Source organism: Anaerocolumna jejuensis DSM 15929 (assembly GCF_900142215.1).
GTDB classification, from domain to species: domain Bacteria; phylum Bacillota; class Clostridia; order Lachnospirales; family Lachnospiraceae; genus Anaerocolumna; species Anaerocolumna jejuensis.
Window position 1 is genome coordinate 222,482 of record NZ_FRAC01000010.1, and the last position, 16,088, is coordinate 238,569.

Sequence of the window (16,088 nt, forward strand, 5' to 3'; positions counted from 1 at the left end):
TTGAAATTTAATTGTAAAGCTGTCCTAAGCTTTCAACTATTTCTTTTATACGTTCATATAAGCTTTCAGGCTCTATAATTTTAACTGTCGTGGGATTTTTCAGTGCAAGTTCCAGGATGGAATCTTCGGATTCCGTGTATATATCGACCAGCAGTAAATCACCGTCCTTTAGAATCTGCCGGTTCTCCATATAATCATTATGTTTTATGACCTCATAGAAGCATCGGTCAACCTGCAGTTGATAGTGCTGAGCAGCTCGATTTGTATTTTCATCTGCTTCCCAGTCAGCCGGATAACTGCAGGTATTCTCAAGGAGTTCTATCCTTTGAATCCGGTCAAGCCGAAAGGTCCTCTTACCTTCCCGAAGATGACAGTAGCCGGTCACATACCAGCCGCCTTCATCAAAGATAAAACGGTAAGGTGATACGGTTCTTTCCGTAACCGTATTTTTAAGGGGAGTATAGTACCAGATTTTTATCCGTTTCTCCTCCTCCAGACTTTGTATAAGGGTTTCCAGAATATTTCCAATATATCCTTCCGGATTAATCCGGTTAATACAAACCTCAAATTTATCCAGAAATCTTTTTATTTTTAGCCTGCTGTCTTTTGTAACGGCATTTAACAGTTTCATTCGCAGCATGTCATAGCTCCCATAGAGCTGGGGGATTTTTATTTCCTTACCCAGTTTTAGCAATAGCATGAAATTTATTATTTCATCCTCGGACAACCGGATGGAAGGCAGAAAATATCCCGGGTCTATTTCGTAGCCTCCCTGCCGCCCTTCACAGGCCATGACAGGAACTTTTATCTGGCTGAGGGCATCAATATCTCTGTAGACGGTTCGTTCACTTACCTCCAGATGCCCGGCAATATCCCTGGCAGTAAGTTTACCCTTTTCATGGAGCAGATATATTATGGCAGTCATGCGTTCTAACTTCTTCACGTGTTTATGACCTCTCAGTTTAAGAAGGATGGGAGTTGTCAGTCTGCATCCTGTGTAATACAGTTTCCAGGGCGTCTTTTGCCAATACGGTATTATGCCCGGAAATGCAGGTATCGAAATCCAGTTTAAGATAACTTTTAATGGTATCTATATAAATATCTTTTTCACAATAAATACTTGGAATAATGTCCTCCACAGTATCACCTATATTGTCACCAAGCATTAATACAGCATCCTCTTCATCCATAATACTGATAGAATCTGGTGTATGACCAGGTGAATGGAATAATTTGATTTTGTCTTCCGCAAAATACAGTTCATTCTCAAATACCAGATCAGGAAGATGCATTTTAACTTCGCCGCGGCAATAAGAATGATTTTTTGCAAGCATACTATCCCAATTTGCTATAATCTGTTCCCGGCATAATTTATGGGATATCAGCAAACAACCGTTAAATGCGGAATTGCCCCAAATATGGTCCCAGTGATGATGGGTGATTATTACAATCGTCTCTTTACCTGTTTCTTTCACATATTCCATAACAGGCTTTATGGTATCGGAGCCTAATCCGGTATCAATAATGTAATTATAGCGTCTTCCTTTTATGAAGTAAATATTGAAATCCCACCCTGTATCAGAGAAGGTAAATAAAATACCTCTGTTTTTAACTTTTCTTATTTGCATTTCGTATTCTCCCTAATTTATTCTGGTATGTCCTGTACGAATGAAACAGGCTCTGTTACGCCTGTACGAACCCTTTTATCCCTATAGGTTCCGGTATATCCATCTAATGAAATAGACGCTGTTACATCTGTGCCCTCTGCTCCTCACAAAAACCCAGTATCAGATTATGCCAGCGTGGATTAAATTCGATGGGGAAAAGGTCCTTAATGCTGTCATATTCCACATTGCTATTGCATTCAGGTATTAATTTAAGGTAAGCAATCCTTCCGTCTATTTCTGTCTCCCTATTTTTTAGTTTATTTATTTCAAAAGAAAAATGAGACCCCAGAAAATACTTGTCCAAATGCCCTTTTAGCTGCTCAAGGGTTCTTATGTGTTCATTGATGCTCATGTAGGGTAAGGGCAGCATTGCCTTATTCATCGTATCAAAGAGTAAATTGTCGCCTACATGCACGTAGCTGTCATCAATTATTGTATGTACGCTGCAATAGGAATGCCCAGGTGCTTTCTCAAACCGGATGTTATGTCCGCCATAACGAAATTCATAGTTGTCACAAAATACCGAAGGGTAAATATCACTGTCATGAAGAAAATCATCGGGATATTCAATCGCAAGTGTTCTTTTAAATTCACTTGAACCAAGCACAGTAATGTTATTTACAGATTTTTTTAAAGCTTTAAGCCCTGAAAAATGGTCTTCATGATAATGGGTAATAATAACTTTATCAATAATCAAGGATTTTTCATAAAAATAAGCCTTCAATTGTTCCATTTCCGCTTCATAGCCTGTATCAATCAATAAAACCCGGTTATTCTCCGTAATGAAATAGATTACCTGTTTCGAGTGGGTACTGCTTTCGTAATCCGCTTCATACAGGTTTCCGTATATATGTCTGATAGTCATGTAAAACCTCCATTTGTTTTGATACCATTGTAAAGCAGGAAAGCTGACATATACCTGTCAGTGTTCTTAATTATTTTAAATTAGTGAGTTTTACTGTATAGTGCCATTGCTTGCAGTGGAAAAATAGAATAAGATTATTCTTGTATCTCTCAGGATAACAATATGAGGTACAGGATAATCTCAGCCAGCTTTTATCTATGTATACTTAACTTGGGTTCAAAAGCTAATCTCAGCTTTCCGATGTATATTTGGGGTATAAAAATGCAACGAAGCGACTTTCACGGAGCTGAGTGTATTTTTATACCCCAAATATACATTCAATAAACATGACCTACTGACACCCGAATTAAAATAATAAATAAATTTTAATTATATGAAAAATATTGAAGCCGTCAATTGTATTATAAGTGAAAGGAGTTGAAGGGATGGAGAATTCATTTGGTACCGATGAATTTATACAGCATGTTTTAGATAAATACTCAAAAATGTTAATTAAGATTGCCTTTACCTATGTGAAAAATATGGCAGATGCGGAAGATATAGCACAGGATGCCTTTGTGAGCCTGATTCGGAAGGGCAGCGGCTTTGACAGTGAAGAGCATGAGAAAGCCTGGCTTATACGGGTTACCATAAATAACTGTAAAAATCATTTAAAATCCTCCTGGAGTAAACGGAGGGTTCCCCTGGAAGAGGATATCAGCTATATGCAGGAAGAGGAAAGTGAAGTACTTATCACTGTTCTAAAGCTGCCTCCCAAATACCGGAATGTCATTCATTTATATTATTACGAGGAGTACTCTATCAATGAAATAGCGGAAATATTGCATAAAAAGCCGGCAACCATAGGAACCTGGCTGTCAAGAGGACGTAACCTGCTGAAATCGGAATTGACCGGAGGTTTTGAATATGAATAAAGATGATTATGTGAAAGCAATGAATGAACTGAAAATATCAGAAGATTTTAAGGATAGAACAGCTATGAAAATGAAAGAAGCAAGAATGGGGAGTACAGGAAAGAACACCGCTGTTTACAGAAGACTGGCAGTAACTGCCGCCGGTTTGGTTATTCTTGTTACAGCAGGTGCCATGGTTCTTCAATTGCCGGGAAACGAGCTCCCGGAAAAAGGGAACAATACTTTTAAGGTGGAAGGCAGTCTGGATACGGGAGTAAAGGAGGCAAAAGGAATTACTATTCCAACTGTTGAAATTCCGGAAGCCAATAATTCCGGTGCCGCCGTCAGGATGCGTCCCCTCTTTGTTTACAAGGGACATATATATATACAAAGCAGTACAGCCTTTGAAGCTTCGGAGAGCGGGGCTTTGAAGAATGATGAGGTTTTAGCCTTAAGAGGTGATTATCTGGGAAAAACCAAAGGCAGTATCGATGAATGGAGCAGCCAGAAGGATTATGAAAAGGAATTTGCATCAACCATTGGGGAAGGAAAGGTATATACTATAAAGGGATATGACAGCAGCCACAGATTAATGGTCTATAATGAGTACCAGGACGGCGGAGTCAGCTGTGAGCTGTATGACAGTTTCGGAGGTATGACAATAATGAGCGGTGAAGATTATTTTAAGCTGTTGAACTTAAAGGGCAATGTTGCTTCTTATCAGTGGGAGAGCTACACCAGCTGGAATAACGGCATGAAGGAAGTGCAGGACGGAAAGGCCGGAGATGCCCTGGAGGCTTTCTTAGACAGCCTGTACACAGCTGTTCCCATTGGGGACAACACGGATATGATGACGGAAAATACGGAATTTGACAGCCAGAAATTTGTGGATATCAAAACAAAAGATAAGCTGATAACGACCCTGCGTTTGTTTAAAGGCGGTTATGTGTACGATTCTCAGGCCGGCTTCTTTAAAGTGGATGACCAGGCTTTTCAAAACTTCTGGGATACCATGCCGGTAACAGAGCCCTCTGCCGGAGCCGGTTCCAATGAAGATACCGGAGTAAGTGCTTCGCTGGATTTTACCTTAACAAAAGCCTCCCTGCCGGTGGGGACCAAAGAGCTGAAGGCATTGATTAAAAACAACGGCAGCGAGGATATCTTCTATGGCGCCGATTACAGCATTGAAAAATTAAAGGGAGGGGACTGGAAGGTGGTACCGGGTATCGCCGATATGGCATTTATTGAAATCGCCTATTCGGCAGCACCAGGAACGGAGCAGGAATTTACAGTGGATTTAAGCCGTCTTAAGCCTTCCCTGAAGGCAGGCAGCTACCGCCTGGTTAAAAATATCAACGGACAGACCTTTTATGCAGAATTTGAGATGAAGAAATAAATAGAATGCATGCATAAGATGGGTCAAGATGCTGAAGTAACCAAAATGAAATATACAAAAGTACAAAAAACATGATATTTCGAAACATGAATAAATTTTAATAAATAAAAACCATGCATGTCAGGGATTCACATCCAAAGCTTGAACTGCTTCCCGTCAAGTAGACAGTTCACTTATGCATGGTTTTTAATTATTTATATTCTGTTTTTTATTATGCCATAGACTTTAATTAACGAATTAACGAACCGATAGGGAAAGACAGCAGCCCGTTGTTTTAATCAGAGAAGCATGCCTGTCACAGGATAGGCTTCCATAGGCTTTTCCCTTTCGAATTTTGAAACCAGATTCACTGCGGCACGGTTCCTGCTGCTGGTTTCAAAGGCTGACATGGCCTCCAGTACATGAAGTGTCTGAGGGTAACCGGCTCTTGGAGTACGGCCGGTTTCAATGGCCTTTGCCATGTCGGCAAGACCCAGGCCCCGGCTGTTTTCCCCATAGTCAAACATAAGAGGGAGCTCCCTGTATTCCTTTTCTTCCTGTCGCAGAAGATAAATGGGGCCTCCGAAGGTATTGGGGTCCGGTACCAGAAGAGTTCCTTCAGAGCCGTATATTTCGAATCTGGCCTGGCTGTTTGAATGGACATCAAAGGTAGTAAAGAGGGTTCCGACTGCACCGCTGTCAAATTCCAGGATGCCGGTAGTATAGGTAGGAACCTCGACCTGAATGACTTCTCCCGCCTTTGGCTTGCTGGTTATAACGCGCTGTTCAAAGGAGGTTCTTGCAACGCCGGTTACGGAATGGATTCCGCCCAGAAGGTTTGTCAATGCTGTCAGATAATAAGGTCCCATGTCCATCATAGGTCCGCCGCCGTGTTTGTAATAGAATTCAGGATCCGGATGCCAGCTTTCATGGCCGCGGCATATCATAAAGGCGGCCGCGCCGATGGGCCTTCCGATAAAGCCGCTGTCAATAAGCCTTCTGCAGGTCTGGATTCCGGCTCCCAGAAAAGTATCCGGTGCTCCTCCCAAAAAGAGGTTGTTTTCCTTCGCCAGCTTTACCAGCTCAAGGCCTTCTTCAAGAGTGGCAGCCAGTGGTTTTTCAGAATAGACATGCTTGCCGGCCTTTAGCGCTTCACTGGAAACAAGAAAATGCTCATAAGGGCGGGTCAGGTTCAGCACGATATCAATCTCCTCATCGGCAAATAATTCGTGCATGGTATCATAGATTTTGGGGATGTGGTATTCAGCACTTGCCTTTTCCGCTTTTTCCTTCACCAGGTCGCAAAGGGCAACAAGCTCAACCTCTTTAAACAGCTGAGTAAGGTTTTTTAAGTAGATGCCGCTGATATCGCCGACTCCTACCATTCCGATTTTTATCATAACAGGTTCCTCCTCTAATACATTTTTGCGGAATTGATAAAACGTTCTGTTGTAAGCTTGTGGTCCAGGGCATATTGCTTGCCCTCTCCGGCCCAGAGCATGCCGCGCTCCATAATGAGCTGGGCTTCCGGTGAACGGTCAAATACATCATCATGGTGTCCGAGGGAGGTATAAAATACCCTTCCGTTCCCCCAGTATTTCGTCCAGGCCACCGGCATATCCACCGGCTTGTTGGAGATGTGATAATAGTTAACGGATGGAAATCGTGTGGTTGCCAGAACTTCGATAGCCGGGTCCACATGGAGGTAATAGTGCTCGCTGCATACGGGAAAATCTGCAATCCCTTCGGTGATGGGGCTGGAGCCGTGGCAGATGTTTACGGTATATTCAATGCCGTCACCTCCCGGGTGGCTGATCCACTGGCCGCCGGTTATGAACTGCCACTCCGTATTTTGACGGAAGGAATCGCACATGCCGCCGTGGCAGCCTGCAAGCCCTACTCCGATACCAAGGGCCTCGGACAGATTTACTACATATTGATGGTCGATTTCCCCCATAGTCCAGCAGGATACTATCAAATCCAGCTCCTTTAACTTATCTGCATCGGCAAGGCAATCCAGATTGTCTTCAATGCGGACCTCATAATCATGTTTCTGCAGGAGGCCTGCGAACCGTCTGGAGGTCTGTACGGGCTCATGTCCGTCCCAGCCTCCCTGAAATATCAGCGCTTTTTTCATGATTTCCTCTCCTTCCGCCGCTTCCTGCGGCATATAATTTTTATTTCAGATATGGCAGCTTACGCCTGCTCCGGTTTCCTCGGATTCAAATACCTTCTCTATGACCTTCATGACTCTCAGTGCCTGCTGAGGTTTTACGATTAATTCTGCTTTTCCTTCCATGACATTGACAATGTTCTTGTAATAATCGCTCCAGTCCGTCTGCACCTCGGGCAATTCGAGGATATTTGTGGTATATTCCGGCCTTGGTGCCATGGTACGGGTAGGGCCGGCTTCCGTATATACGATATCTTCCGACCAGGACATCTGGGAATCGGCCTTCAGCTTAACGATCTTGCCCTTGCAGCTCCAATCCTCGATAACGGCGGTGCCGTCGGTACAGGATATATGCCAGCGGGGATGATTGATCAGGCAGTTGGTGGACATCTCACATAGTGCGGAGACCTTGTTTTCAAAGCGGAGGAATATCTTGATATTATCATCCACCTCGTCGGAATATAGGCTGAAAAGGTGGGCATCAACGGATACCACCGGTGAATCTATAAGGTTTAGAAGCTGGTCCAGTAAATGGACACCCCAGTCCAATACCATGCCGCCGCCGTTGGTCTTATGCCCGCGCCAGCCATACATTGCCCGCCTGGAGCCCTGGACACGGCTTTCAATGAAATAAGGCCTGCCAAGCTCCCCCTGGTCTAAAAGAGTTTTGATTATGACAAAATCCTTATCCCATCTGCGGTTCTGGTGAATTGAGAAGATTTTTCCGCTTTTTTCAGCAGTCTCCATGATTTCCTCCAGCTGGGAGACATTCATCGTTACAGGTTTTTCACAGATAACATTTTTTCCGGCTTTTAAAAGAGCGATTGCATAGTCCTTATGAGAATCATTGGGAGTTGCAATGGTGACCAGGTCTATTTCCCTGTCCTCAAGAAGCTCTTCCAGACTGCCGTAAACATAAAGTCCATGTGACAGGGCTTTATCCTGTGCACTTTTTTGAATGTCATAGACGCCTTTTACAGTGATGCCGTCTATATGGGATAGGACATTTTCTGCATGCCAGCTTCCCATACCGCCAAAGCCGATTATGGCCATTGTGTATTTCATAAATAACCTTCCTTTCAGAAATAAATAATAAATTCTCTGCTTGAAACTAATAGTATTATAGCATCCGATATGATATAATACTTGCCAACGGAGGGATAATATAAGACAATTATTGCGGGTCCTCCTGTAAGGTATCAGAAGAGAATGATATGGGATAAAAGATGTCTCAAATTTATTTCCGGTGGGTTGCCAGCAGGGGGGGAATTAATTGAAAAATGCAAAGTATTTTTCAAATTTCTCTTTAAGAAGTATCGCAAGGAATTTTGCGGTGTGTAGGGAAGGCATGGCGGTTAGTTTGAAAATATGTTGGATATTAAACTCACTATTTGGGCAATGTAGCAAGTAGTCTGGCGGAAACTATGGGGGTAAGATGAAGATTATATATGAAAACAATTCGGAAAGGTTTCTGTTCAATGTGATGGATGATTTTTCTTTTCCGGCCCATCTGCATACGGGACTGGAATTATTTCTAGTGCAGAAGGGAGCAATACGGGTGACCGTAGGAAATGACAGCAGGGTCCTGACAGCAGGAGACATCAGCATTGCCTTTCCAAACAGAATCCACAGCTACGATACGGGGAAGGAAACAGGGAGCAGCAGGGGAATCCTCATACTTTGCCCTGCAAGGATGGGAGGAGACTTTCTGCCTGCCATTATGGCCAATCATCCAGCGGTGCCATTTCTGACAGGAGACAGGGTGCATCCGGATGTCAGCTATGCAGTCAATTCTCTGCTCATGACCAGGCCGGACCAGCAGGAGGATATACCGGTGGTCAGTGCCTTTATTCAGCTTATCCTTTCCAGGACCCTTCCGGAAATGGAGCTGGTAAAGAACAGGGACAGCAGTTCTCCGGGGCTTACCGCCCAGCTTGTTACCTACCTGTCCGAAAATTACACGGAACAGGTAAGCCTTGATACCCTGTCAAGGCAGCTGGGAGTGAGCCGGTACAGCATATCACGGGTATTCAGCGAAAAGCTCCATACAAGCTTCAGTGATTATATCAATACTCTCAGAATAGATAACGCTAAGCTGCTGCTTCAGGGAAGCGACCACGATATCCTGACGATCGGCCTTATGTGCGGATATGACAATCCACGGACCTTTAACCGGGAATTTAAGGCACTGTGCGGCTGCCAGCCCAGGGAATACAGAAAAAAACGGACCCAGAAGGAAGCTGCTGCTGACGGCAGGATGTAGAAAGGGAGGGGATTATGCTATTAAAGGAATATTGTATCGATATAACCAGAAAAGCAGGAGAGTACCCTGGCCTTGATATGAATATGGGCCGCCGTGTCATGTGCCCGGAATATTCCATCAATCAGATTGATGTGAAGAGCTTTCCGGAGGAGGAAAGGGGAAAAGCCTTTGTCCTGCTATGGCATATAGAAAAGGGAGGGCATTTGTCTGCGACCATGAAGCCTTACAGGCAGGAGTTTGTCTATCAGTGTGATTTCACTCCCCAGGTCAGGACCCAGCTGCACACTCATGATTACATTGAATTAGCCTATATCGTAGAGGGTAGATTCCACCAGCGGATTATGGGAAAGGATATTTGCTTTAAGAAGGGGGAGCTCTGCCTGATTGATAAGAACTGCCCCCACCAGGATTTTCTGGAGGAGGATGAGAGCATTATCCTGTTCATCGGGCTGGCAAATGAGATATTTGACGAGGTCATGGTGCGAAACATCGGCGAAGAGAGAATCCTTAACTTTCTTCAGACCTCTCTGATGAAACAGAAGGATATTCAGCAGTACCTCCACTTTAAGCCCAAGAGCCAGGAGGATGAAGCGCTGGAGCCCCATCTCCTTCAGCTGGTGACGGAATTAAGTACGAACGATGTGGCAGCCGCCTATATCTGCAAGGGGGTCATTATGCGTATCATGCATCACATCAGCAGCAAATATGAATTTAATCTTTCTAATGATGAGCGGAAAAAAATGAAATGGCTGATTTTCGAGGAGGTCACCGACTATATCAGTGTAAATTACCGGCAGATTACCGTAAAGGATCTGGCGGACAGGTTTCATTTTAATGAGGATTATTTCAACCGGCTGTTTAAGGAAAAAACCGGCGGGACATACCTGGAATACCTTCAGGAGGTCAGGCTGAAACAGGCATACCGGCTCTTAAGGTCGACCGACATCAGTGTGGAAGAGGTAGCGGAACAGGTAGGGTACCAAAATAAAGGATATTTCTATAAGATTTTTGTAGAGAAGTACAAAATGACTCCGGCAAAGACAAGAAAATTATGACTCGGGTGTCCTAAGTCAAGGTTATATTTAAGGAATTATATTTGGGGTATAAAAATACGCTCAGCTCCGTGAAAGTCGCTTCGCTGCATTTTTATACCCCCAATATACATAATGAAAGCTGAGTTTGACTTATGACACCCGAATCAATTATAAAATCATAAAAAAAACAGCATACTAAAGTTATCAAAGGATGCAGGAGCAGCAGTCTGACTCTGCACGGTAAATGCATGAAGGAAGTTTATGGAAGCAGACGATGACCAAGGAGGTTGTCTGTGCATATCAATTAGTTGGTCTCATGCGTTTGCCGTGTCTGCCTCCGGCAGCAGGAATGCCGGTCGGAATAGGTAACTTTTAAATGGAAACGGTAGGATTGCGCAATTGTTTGAAGCCTGCTGTTTTTTTATAATAGGAATATATAAAAACAGAGCAAGACAGCTGATTAAAGGAGGTTTACTATATGTTGGAGAAAAAGAAATATCAATTCTGGTTTGCAACGGGTTCACAGGCACTGTACGGTGACGAATGCCTGGCAGTAGTAGCGGAACATACCCAAATTATCGTAGAAGGACTGAACAAGTCCGGGAATCTGCCCTTTGAGGTGGTTCTAAAGCCTACTTTAATTGACAATGCATCCATAAGAAAATTATTCAATGATGCCAATGCGGATGAGAACTGTGCCGGTGTTATTACCTGGATGCATACCTTTTCACCGGCAAAGTCATGGATATTGGGGCTGCAGGAGTACAGAAAGCCGCTGCTCCATCTCCATACCCAGTTTAACCGTGACATACCCTATAATACCATTGACATGGATTTTATGAATACCAACCAGTCGGCTCATGGTGACAGGGAATTCGGTCATATCGTAAGCCGTATGGGAATCGAACGCAAGGTAATTGTTGGCTTCTGGGAGGATAAGGCAGTCCAGGAACGTATTGCAGGGTGGATGCTTACGGCAATCGGTGTTATTGAAAGCAGTCATCTGAGGGTACTGCGCGTGGGCGACAATATGAGAAATGTGGCAGTTACCGAGGGTGACAAGGTAGAAGCCCACATTAAATTCGGATGGGAAATTGACTCCTATAATATTACGGACATTGCGGAATATGTCCAGCAGGTTTCAGCCGGTGATATCAACGCCCTGGTAGAGGAATATTATGCTGCCTATGACATTATTACGGATGGCAGGGATGAAAAGGAATTCAGGGAACATGTGGCTGTTCAGGCAGGAATCGAGATTGGCTTTGAAAGATTTCTGGAAGAAAAAAATTATCAGGCAATCGTAACAAACTTTGAAATGCTGTCAGGCTTAAAGCAATTGCCGGGACTGGCTATTCAGAGGCTGATGGCAAAGGGCTATGGTTTTGGCGGAGAAGGTGACTGGAAGACTGCTGCCATGGTACGCCTCATGAAGCTGATGACACAGGATGTCAAAGGAGCGAAGGGTACTTCCTTTATGGAGGACTATACCTATAATCTGGCACCGGGTAAGGAAGGCATCCTTCAGGCCCATATGCTCGAGGTCTGCCCCTCCATTGCAAGCGGAAGAATCGGCATCAAGGTGAATCCCCTTTCCATGGGCAACAGGGAGGACCCGGCCCGTCTGGTATTTACCTCGAAACCGGGCAAGGGAGTTGCTGCTTCCTTAATTGATCTGGGTAACAGATTCCGTCTCATTGTAAATGATGTGGAATGCCTGCCCCAGGATACCCCTATGCCGAAGCTTCCGGTAGCCTCCGCTTTCTGGAGACCGGAGCCGAGCCTGGCAACCGGTGCAGAAGCCTGGATATTGGCAGGTGGTGCTCATCATACGGCATTTTCCTATGACCTGACTTCGGAGCAGCTGGGGGATTGGGCTGCCGCAATGGGAATTGAAACTGTATTTATTGACAGGGATACTACCATCCGGAATTTCAAAAATGAATTAAAGTGGAATTCTGTGGTATACCGCTAAAAGTGTCAGACATTATACGGAGGAGCCAAATGCTGGAACAATTAAAAGAAATAGTATATCAGGCCAATATGGAGTTGCCAAAGAGAGGCCTTGTAACCTATACCTGGGGCAATGTAAGTGCCATTGACCGTGCAAGCGGACATATGGTGATCAAGCCCAGCGGCGTGGATTACGAAACGATGAAAGCGGAAGATATGGTAGTTGTGGATTTGGAAGGAAATCGTGTGGAGGGCAGATACAAGCCCTCTTCCGATACGGCTACCCATATTGAATTATACAGGAAGTATCCGGAGCTTGGAGGTATTGTCCATACCCATTCCACCTGGGCGACCTCCTGGGCACAGGCCGGAAGAAGTATCCCCCTTTATGGCACGACTCATGCGGATTACTTCTATGGACCTATCCCCTGTGCAAGAAGGCTGACGGAACAGGAAATTAAAGAGGAGTATGAAAGGAATACCGGCCTGGTAATCATTGAGACCCTGACGGAGGGAAATATCGGCCCGTTGAGCATGCCGGGAATTCTCTGTACGAATCATGGACCTTTTACCTGGGGCAAGGATGCTTTCGAGGCAGTTCATAATGCCGTGGTGCTGGAGGAAGTCGCTAAGATGGCTTGCTATACGGAGCTGATTAATGTACAGGTGAAACCGGCGCCCCAGGAAATTGCAGATAAGCATTATCTGCGCAAGCATGGTGCCAATGCGTACTATGGTCAAAGCGAAAACGAAAAATAATACATGCCATGGGGTTTGGCCTGGGCGTGTCTGAAATTCCTTGTACCGTTCTGACCGCCCGGCACAAGCAGTTATCAGGCATACCTTAAGCAAAATGAAAGGGAGGCAGGGAAATGAGTCTCAGCGAGAAGGATATAAGAGAGGCTGTTGAAAAGGGAAATACAGTCCTAGGTATTGAACTTGGATCTACCAGAATCAAAGCGGTTTTAATCAGTGAGGATCACCTGGCAATTGCTTCCGGGAGCCATGAATGGGAGAACAGCTATGTGAATCATATCTGGACCTACAGTCTGGAGGAGGTCTGGAAGGGCCTTCAGGACAGCTATCAGAAAATGGCTCGGGATGTGAAGGAAAAATACGGTGTGGCGTTAAAAAGAGTCGGAGCAATCGGCTTTAGTGCCATGATGCATGGCTATATGGTTTTTGACAGGGATGAAAAGCTTTTGGTACCCTTCCGTACCTGGCGGAACACTATTACGGAAGAAGCGTCCAGGAAGCTGACAGAGGTCTTCCAGTATCCGGTTCCCCAGAGGTGGAGCATTGCCCATCTTTATCAGGCAATCTTAAAGGGAGAGGACCATGTGGCAGATATCTCTTACATGACGACCCTGGCAGGTTATATTCATTGGAAGCTGACAGGAGAGAAAGTTGTCGGTATCGGGGAAGCCTCCGGTATGTTCCCCATTGATGCCGATATCAAAAATTATAACCAGACCATGGTGGAACAGTTTGACGGCCTGGTTTCCGAAAAGGAATTTTCCTGGAAGCTGAAGGACATCCTTCCAAGGGTCATGGTAGCCGGTGAAAGGGCCGGGACATTGACAAAGGAAGGGGCAAGGCTTTTAGACGTAAGCGGAGAGCTTATGGAAGGAATTCCTTTCTGCCCGCCGGAAGGGGACGCAGGCACCGGCATGGCTGCTACGAACAGTGTGGCACAGCGTACCGGCAATGTGTCCGCAGGAACCTCCGTATTTGCAATGATAGTGCTTGAGAAGAAATTATCCAAGGTCTACCCTGAGCTGGATATTGTTACCACACCGACGGGCAGCCTGGTTGCCATGGCACATTCCAATAACTGCACATCGGACCTGAATGCCTGGGTCGGCCTCTTTGATGAATTTGCACGAATCATCGGAGCCGGGGTGGATACGGATAAGCTTTACGGAACCCTTTACCGGCAGGCACTGAAGGGAGATGCGGATTGCGGCGGACTGCTGGCCTACGGCTGTCTGTCAAGTGAGCACATTACCCATGTGGAAGAAGGACGGCCCCTTTTTGTTCGTACACCTGAAAGTAGCTTTAATCTTGCCAATTTCATGAGAGTCAATCTCTACACGGCCCTTGGAGCACTTAAGATTGGCCTGGATATCCTGCTGAAACAGGAAGGTGTCCGGCTGGACAAAATGCTGGGCCACGGAGGTCTCTTTAAGACAAAGGATGTGGGCCAGAGCATCATGGCCGCCGCCATCAATGTGCCGGTATCTGTTATGGAAGAAACGGCCGGTGAAGGCGGTGCCTGGGGAATTGCTCTTTTAGCTTCTTTTATGCTTCGCCGGGGTGCTGGTGAGAGCCTGGAGGAATACCTTTCAGACAGGGTATTTGCGGGAATGAGCGGCACAACGATTGCGCCGGAGGAGAAGGATGTGGCCGGCTTTGAAGAATTCATGAAGCGCTATGTCAGGGGACTTGCCCTTGAGAGAGCTGCTGCAGATTATTTATAGCAGAGAGGAGTAAAATCTACATTTTACTTCCCCTGATTTTGCACGCGTGCCAAAGCACGCAGATAGGAGTCAAAAATGAAATTTTTTATCGATACGGCAAATGTGGATGAGGTCAGGAAAGCAGAGGAAATGGGAGTTATCTGTGGTGTAACTACAAATCCCTCCCTCATTGCCAAAGAAGGCAGAGACTTTGTGGAAGTAATTAAAGAAATTGCTTCTATCGTAGACGGACCTATCAGCGGGGAAGTAAAGGCTACTACCGTTGATGCCAAGGGTATGATAGCAGAAGGAAGAGAAATTGCTAAAATCCATCCTAACATGATTGTAAAAATTCCTATGACGGTGGAAGGCTTAAAGGCTGTAAAGGTTCTTTCCGCCGAAGGCATTAAGACAAATGTTACGCTTATCTTTTCAGCAAATCAGGCTTTACTGGCTGCAAGAGCGGGAGCCACCTATGTTTCGCCTTTTCTTGGCAGACTGGATGATATCTCGACCCCAGGTATAGACCTGATTAAAACAATAGCGGAGATATTCTGTATTTATGAAATAAAGACAGAAATTATTGCTGCAAGCGTAAGAAATCCCATTCATATTACCGATTGTGCCCTGGCAGGTGCCGACATTGCTACGGTTCCTTACAGTGTCATCGAAGTCTGCACAAAGCATCCCTTAACAGACCAGGGAATTGAGAAATTCCAGAAGGATTACCGGGCAGTTTTCGGCGAATAAAGAAGGCTGGAAAGGATAAAAAGGCTCTGATATTACTGCACACTGATAATGAGGTGGTTCGCAGTAATATCGGGGCCTTTCTTTTTATTGTGCATTAGAGGCACTATTTATCCTTTTATATTCCAAAAAGGTTAATACGATCATGATAATATCAAAAAGAGTAAGGAATATCAGGAAACCGGAACGGGTCAGGGTATAACGGTATATCTGGTAAGCAATAAACAGAAGGAGGGAAATAATAGTCAGCGGGTATGCAAATAGTTTTCTGCGCCATAACAGGAAAATCAGGAAACATTTTATAACCCCATGTGATATCAAGTAAAATACGGCAAAATGCTGAGTGCTGATGGAAAAGCTGCTGCTTAAGGATATCAGATAGGTTGCCACAATATCCCTGGGGTCTTCCGACAGCTCATGCTTCGTTAAAAAATGCGTTAACAGATTCAGCCTGTGTGGGTTTAAGAATAGCAGCAGGACTCCGCCAAGGATTTCCAGAAACCCATAAATACCCTTTAGAAAAAGCCCAATTTCAAAGCTTACATGGACGATGTCATTTTTAGTGTAAGCAGTATCTTTCATTTAAATCCTCCTGATTGTATAGACATGCCCGCGTCTGCAATCTGCGGGCACAGAGCCACAAATATGCCAGTCGTTAA

Annotated in this window: 15 protein-coding genes; 8 read left to right on the forward strand and 7 right to left on the reverse strand. The window is 44.9% G+C overall.

The features are described from left to right. Nucleotides 1-7: 7 nt before the first annotated feature. From BUB77_RS10580 to BUB77_RS10590, 3 genes are all read right to left on the reverse strand, one after another. The gene (locus BUB77_RS10580) at nucleotides 8-943 is read right to left on the reverse strand and encodes a helix-turn-helix transcriptional regulator (protein WP_139241154.1); all 936 of its coding nucleotides are present in this window, start codon (nucleotides 941-943) and stop codon (nucleotides 8-10) included. A gap of 19 nt (nucleotides 944-962) precedes the next feature. After that, entirely contained in the window at nucleotides 963-1,628 is a 666-nt protein-coding gene (locus BUB77_RS10585; RefSeq protein ID WP_073275592.1) for an MBL fold metallo-hydrolase, read from the reverse strand. A 121-nt stretch (nucleotides 1,629-1,749) separates the two neighbouring features. Further along, entirely contained in the window at nucleotides 1,750-2,532 is a 783-nt protein-coding gene (locus BUB77_RS10590; protein WP_073275594.1) for an MBL fold metallo-hydrolase, read from the reverse strand. A 425-nt stretch (nucleotides 2,533-2,957) separates the two neighbouring features. Between BUB77_RS10590 and BUB77_RS10595 the strand changes: the two genes are divergently transcribed. Together BUB77_RS10595 and BUB77_RS10600 are read left to right on the forward strand one after the other, a co-directional pair. Continuing rightward, nucleotides 2,958-3,446: an RNA polymerase sigma factor gene (locus BUB77_RS10595; protein ID WP_073275596.1), complete on the forward strand. Its 489-nt coding sequence runs from the start codon at nucleotides 2,958-2,960 to the stop codon at nucleotides 3,444-3,446. After that, nucleotides 3,439-4,821: an immunoglobulin-like domain-containing protein gene (locus tag BUB77_RS10600; RefSeq protein WP_073275598.1), complete on the forward strand. Its 1,383-nt coding sequence runs from the start codon at nucleotides 3,439-3,441 to the stop codon at nucleotides 4,819-4,821. Before BUB77_RS10595 ends, BUB77_RS10600 begins: the two co-directional genes overlap by 8 nt. A 278-nt stretch (nucleotides 4,822-5,099) precedes the next feature. Here the strand turns inward: BUB77_RS10600 and BUB77_RS10605 are convergent, their stop codons facing one another. Genes BUB77_RS10605 through BUB77_RS10615 form a run of 3 tightly spaced genes read right to left on the reverse strand, consistent with a single transcriptional unit; the run spans nucleotide 5,100 to nucleotide 8,038 of the window. Further along, the gene (locus tag BUB77_RS10605; protein ID WP_073275600.1) at nucleotides 5,100-6,200 is read right to left on the reverse strand and encodes a Gfo/Idh/MocA family protein; all 1,101 of its coding nucleotides are present in this window, start codon (nucleotides 6,198-6,200) and stop codon (nucleotides 5,100-5,102) included. A 14-nt stretch (nucleotides 6,201-6,214) separates the two neighbouring features. Further along, nucleotides 6,215-6,937, reverse strand: a complete 723-nt coding sequence (locus BUB77_RS10610; RefSeq protein WP_073275813.1) for a ThuA domain-containing protein — start codon at nucleotides 6,935-6,937, stop codon at nucleotides 6,215-6,217. A 45-nt stretch (nucleotides 6,938-6,982) separates the two neighbouring features. Next, complete coding sequence (locus BUB77_RS10615) at nucleotides 6,983-8,038, reverse strand: Gfo/Idh/MocA family protein (RefSeq protein ID WP_073275602.1); 1,056 nt, start codon at nucleotides 8,036-8,038, stop codon at nucleotides 6,983-6,985. Nucleotides 8,039-8,408: 370 nt separating this feature from the next. Between BUB77_RS10615 and BUB77_RS10620 the strand changes: the two genes are divergently transcribed. The 6 genes from BUB77_RS10620 (at nucleotide 8,409) to fsa (ending at nucleotide 15,432) form a co-directional block, all read left to right on the forward strand. Beyond that, a complete protein-coding gene (locus BUB77_RS10620) occupies nucleotides 8,409-9,236 on the forward strand; it encodes a helix-turn-helix domain-containing protein (RefSeq protein WP_073275604.1) in 828 nt (275 codons plus the stop codon). A 14-nt stretch (nucleotides 9,237-9,250) separates the two neighbouring features. Continuing rightward, nucleotides 9,251-10,291: an AraC family transcriptional regulator gene (locus BUB77_RS10625; protein ID WP_073275606.1), complete on the forward strand. Its 1,041-nt coding sequence runs from the start codon at nucleotides 9,251-9,253 to the stop codon at nucleotides 10,289-10,291. Nucleotides 10,292-10,748: 457 nt separating this feature from the next. Continuing rightward, complete coding sequence (gene araA, locus BUB77_RS10630) at nucleotides 10,749-12,245, forward strand: L-arabinose isomerase (RefSeq protein ID WP_073275608.1); 1,497 nt, start codon at nucleotides 10,749-10,751, stop codon at nucleotides 12,243-12,245. A gap of 29 nt (nucleotides 12,246-12,274) precedes the next feature. Next, on the forward strand, nucleotides 12,275-12,982 hold the full coding sequence (locus tag BUB77_RS10635) for an L-ribulose-5-phosphate 4-epimerase (RefSeq protein ID WP_073275610.1): 708 nt from the start codon (nucleotides 12,275-12,277) through the stop codon (nucleotides 12,980-12,982). A gap of 113 nt (nucleotides 12,983-13,095) precedes the next feature. Continuing rightward, nucleotides 13,096-14,703, forward strand: a complete 1,608-nt coding sequence (locus tag BUB77_RS10640; RefSeq protein WP_073275612.1) for a xylulokinase — start codon at nucleotides 13,096-13,098, stop codon at nucleotides 14,701-14,703. Nucleotides 14,704-14,778: 75 nt separating this feature from the next. Continuing rightward, the gene (gene fsa, locus BUB77_RS10645) at nucleotides 14,779-15,432 is read left to right on the forward strand and encodes a fructose-6-phosphate aldolase (RefSeq protein ID WP_073275614.1); all 654 of its coding nucleotides are present in this window, start codon (nucleotides 14,779-14,781) and stop codon (nucleotides 15,430-15,432) included. A gap of 84 nt (nucleotides 15,433-15,516) precedes the next feature. Here the strand turns inward: fsa and BUB77_RS10650 are convergent, their stop codons facing one another. Continuing rightward, nucleotides 15,517-16,011 carry a DUF2127 domain-containing protein gene (locus tag BUB77_RS10650; protein ID WP_073275617.1) on the reverse strand — a complete coding sequence of 165 codons (495 nt, stop codon included), beginning with the start codon at nucleotides 16,009-16,011 and terminating at the stop codon, nucleotides 15,517-15,519. Nucleotides 16,012-16,088: the final 77 nt, after the last annotated feature.

Coding starts and splice junctions, on each gene's coding strand:
- BUB77_RS10585 (WP_073275592.1), bottom strand. CDS start 1,628: ATGCAAATAAGAAAAGTTAAAAACAGAGGTATTTTATTTACCTTCTCT.
- BUB77_RS10590 (WP_073275594.1), bottom strand. CDS start 2,532: ATGACTATCAGACATATATACGGAAACCTGTATGAAGCGGATTACGAA.
- BUB77_RS10595 (WP_073275596.1), top strand. CDS start 2,958: ATGGAGAATTCATTTGGTACCGATGAATTTATACAGCATGTTTTAGAT.
- BUB77_RS10600 (WP_073275598.1), top strand. CDS start 3,439: ATGAATAAAGATGATTATGTGAAAGCAATGAATGAACTGAAAATATCA.
- BUB77_RS10605 (WP_073275600.1), bottom strand. CDS start 6,200: ATGATAAAAATCGGAATGGTAGGAGTCGGCGATATCAGCGGCATCTAC.
- BUB77_RS10610 (WP_073275813.1), bottom strand. CDS start 6,937: ATGAAAAAAGCGCTGATATTTCAGGGAGGCTGGGACGGACATGAGCCC.
- BUB77_RS10615 (WP_073275602.1), bottom strand. CDS start 8,038: ATGAAATACACAATGGCCATAATCGGCTTTGGCGGTATGGGAAGCTGG.
- BUB77_RS10620 (WP_073275604.1), top strand. CDS start 8,409: ATGAAGATTATATATGAAAACAATTCGGAAAGGTTTCTGTTCAATGTG.
- BUB77_RS10625 (WP_073275606.1), top strand. CDS start 9,251: ATGCTATTAAAGGAATATTGTATCGATATAACCAGAAAAGCAGGAGAG.
- araA (WP_073275608.1), top strand. CDS start 10,749: ATGTTGGAGAAAAAGAAATATCAATTCTGGTTTGCAACGGGTTCACAG.
- BUB77_RS10635 (WP_073275610.1), top strand. CDS start 12,275: ATGCTGGAACAATTAAAAGAAATAGTATATCAGGCCAATATGGAGTTG.
- BUB77_RS10640 (WP_073275612.1), top strand. CDS start 13,096: ATGAGTCTCAGCGAGAAGGATATAAGAGAGGCTGTTGAAAAGGGAAAT.
- fsa (WP_073275614.1), top strand. CDS start 14,779: ATGAAATTTTTTATCGATACGGCAAATGTGGATGAGGTCAGGAAAGCA.
- BUB77_RS10650 (WP_073275617.1), bottom strand. CDS start 16,011: ATGAAAGATACTGCTTACACTAAAAATGACATCGTCCATGTAAGCTTT.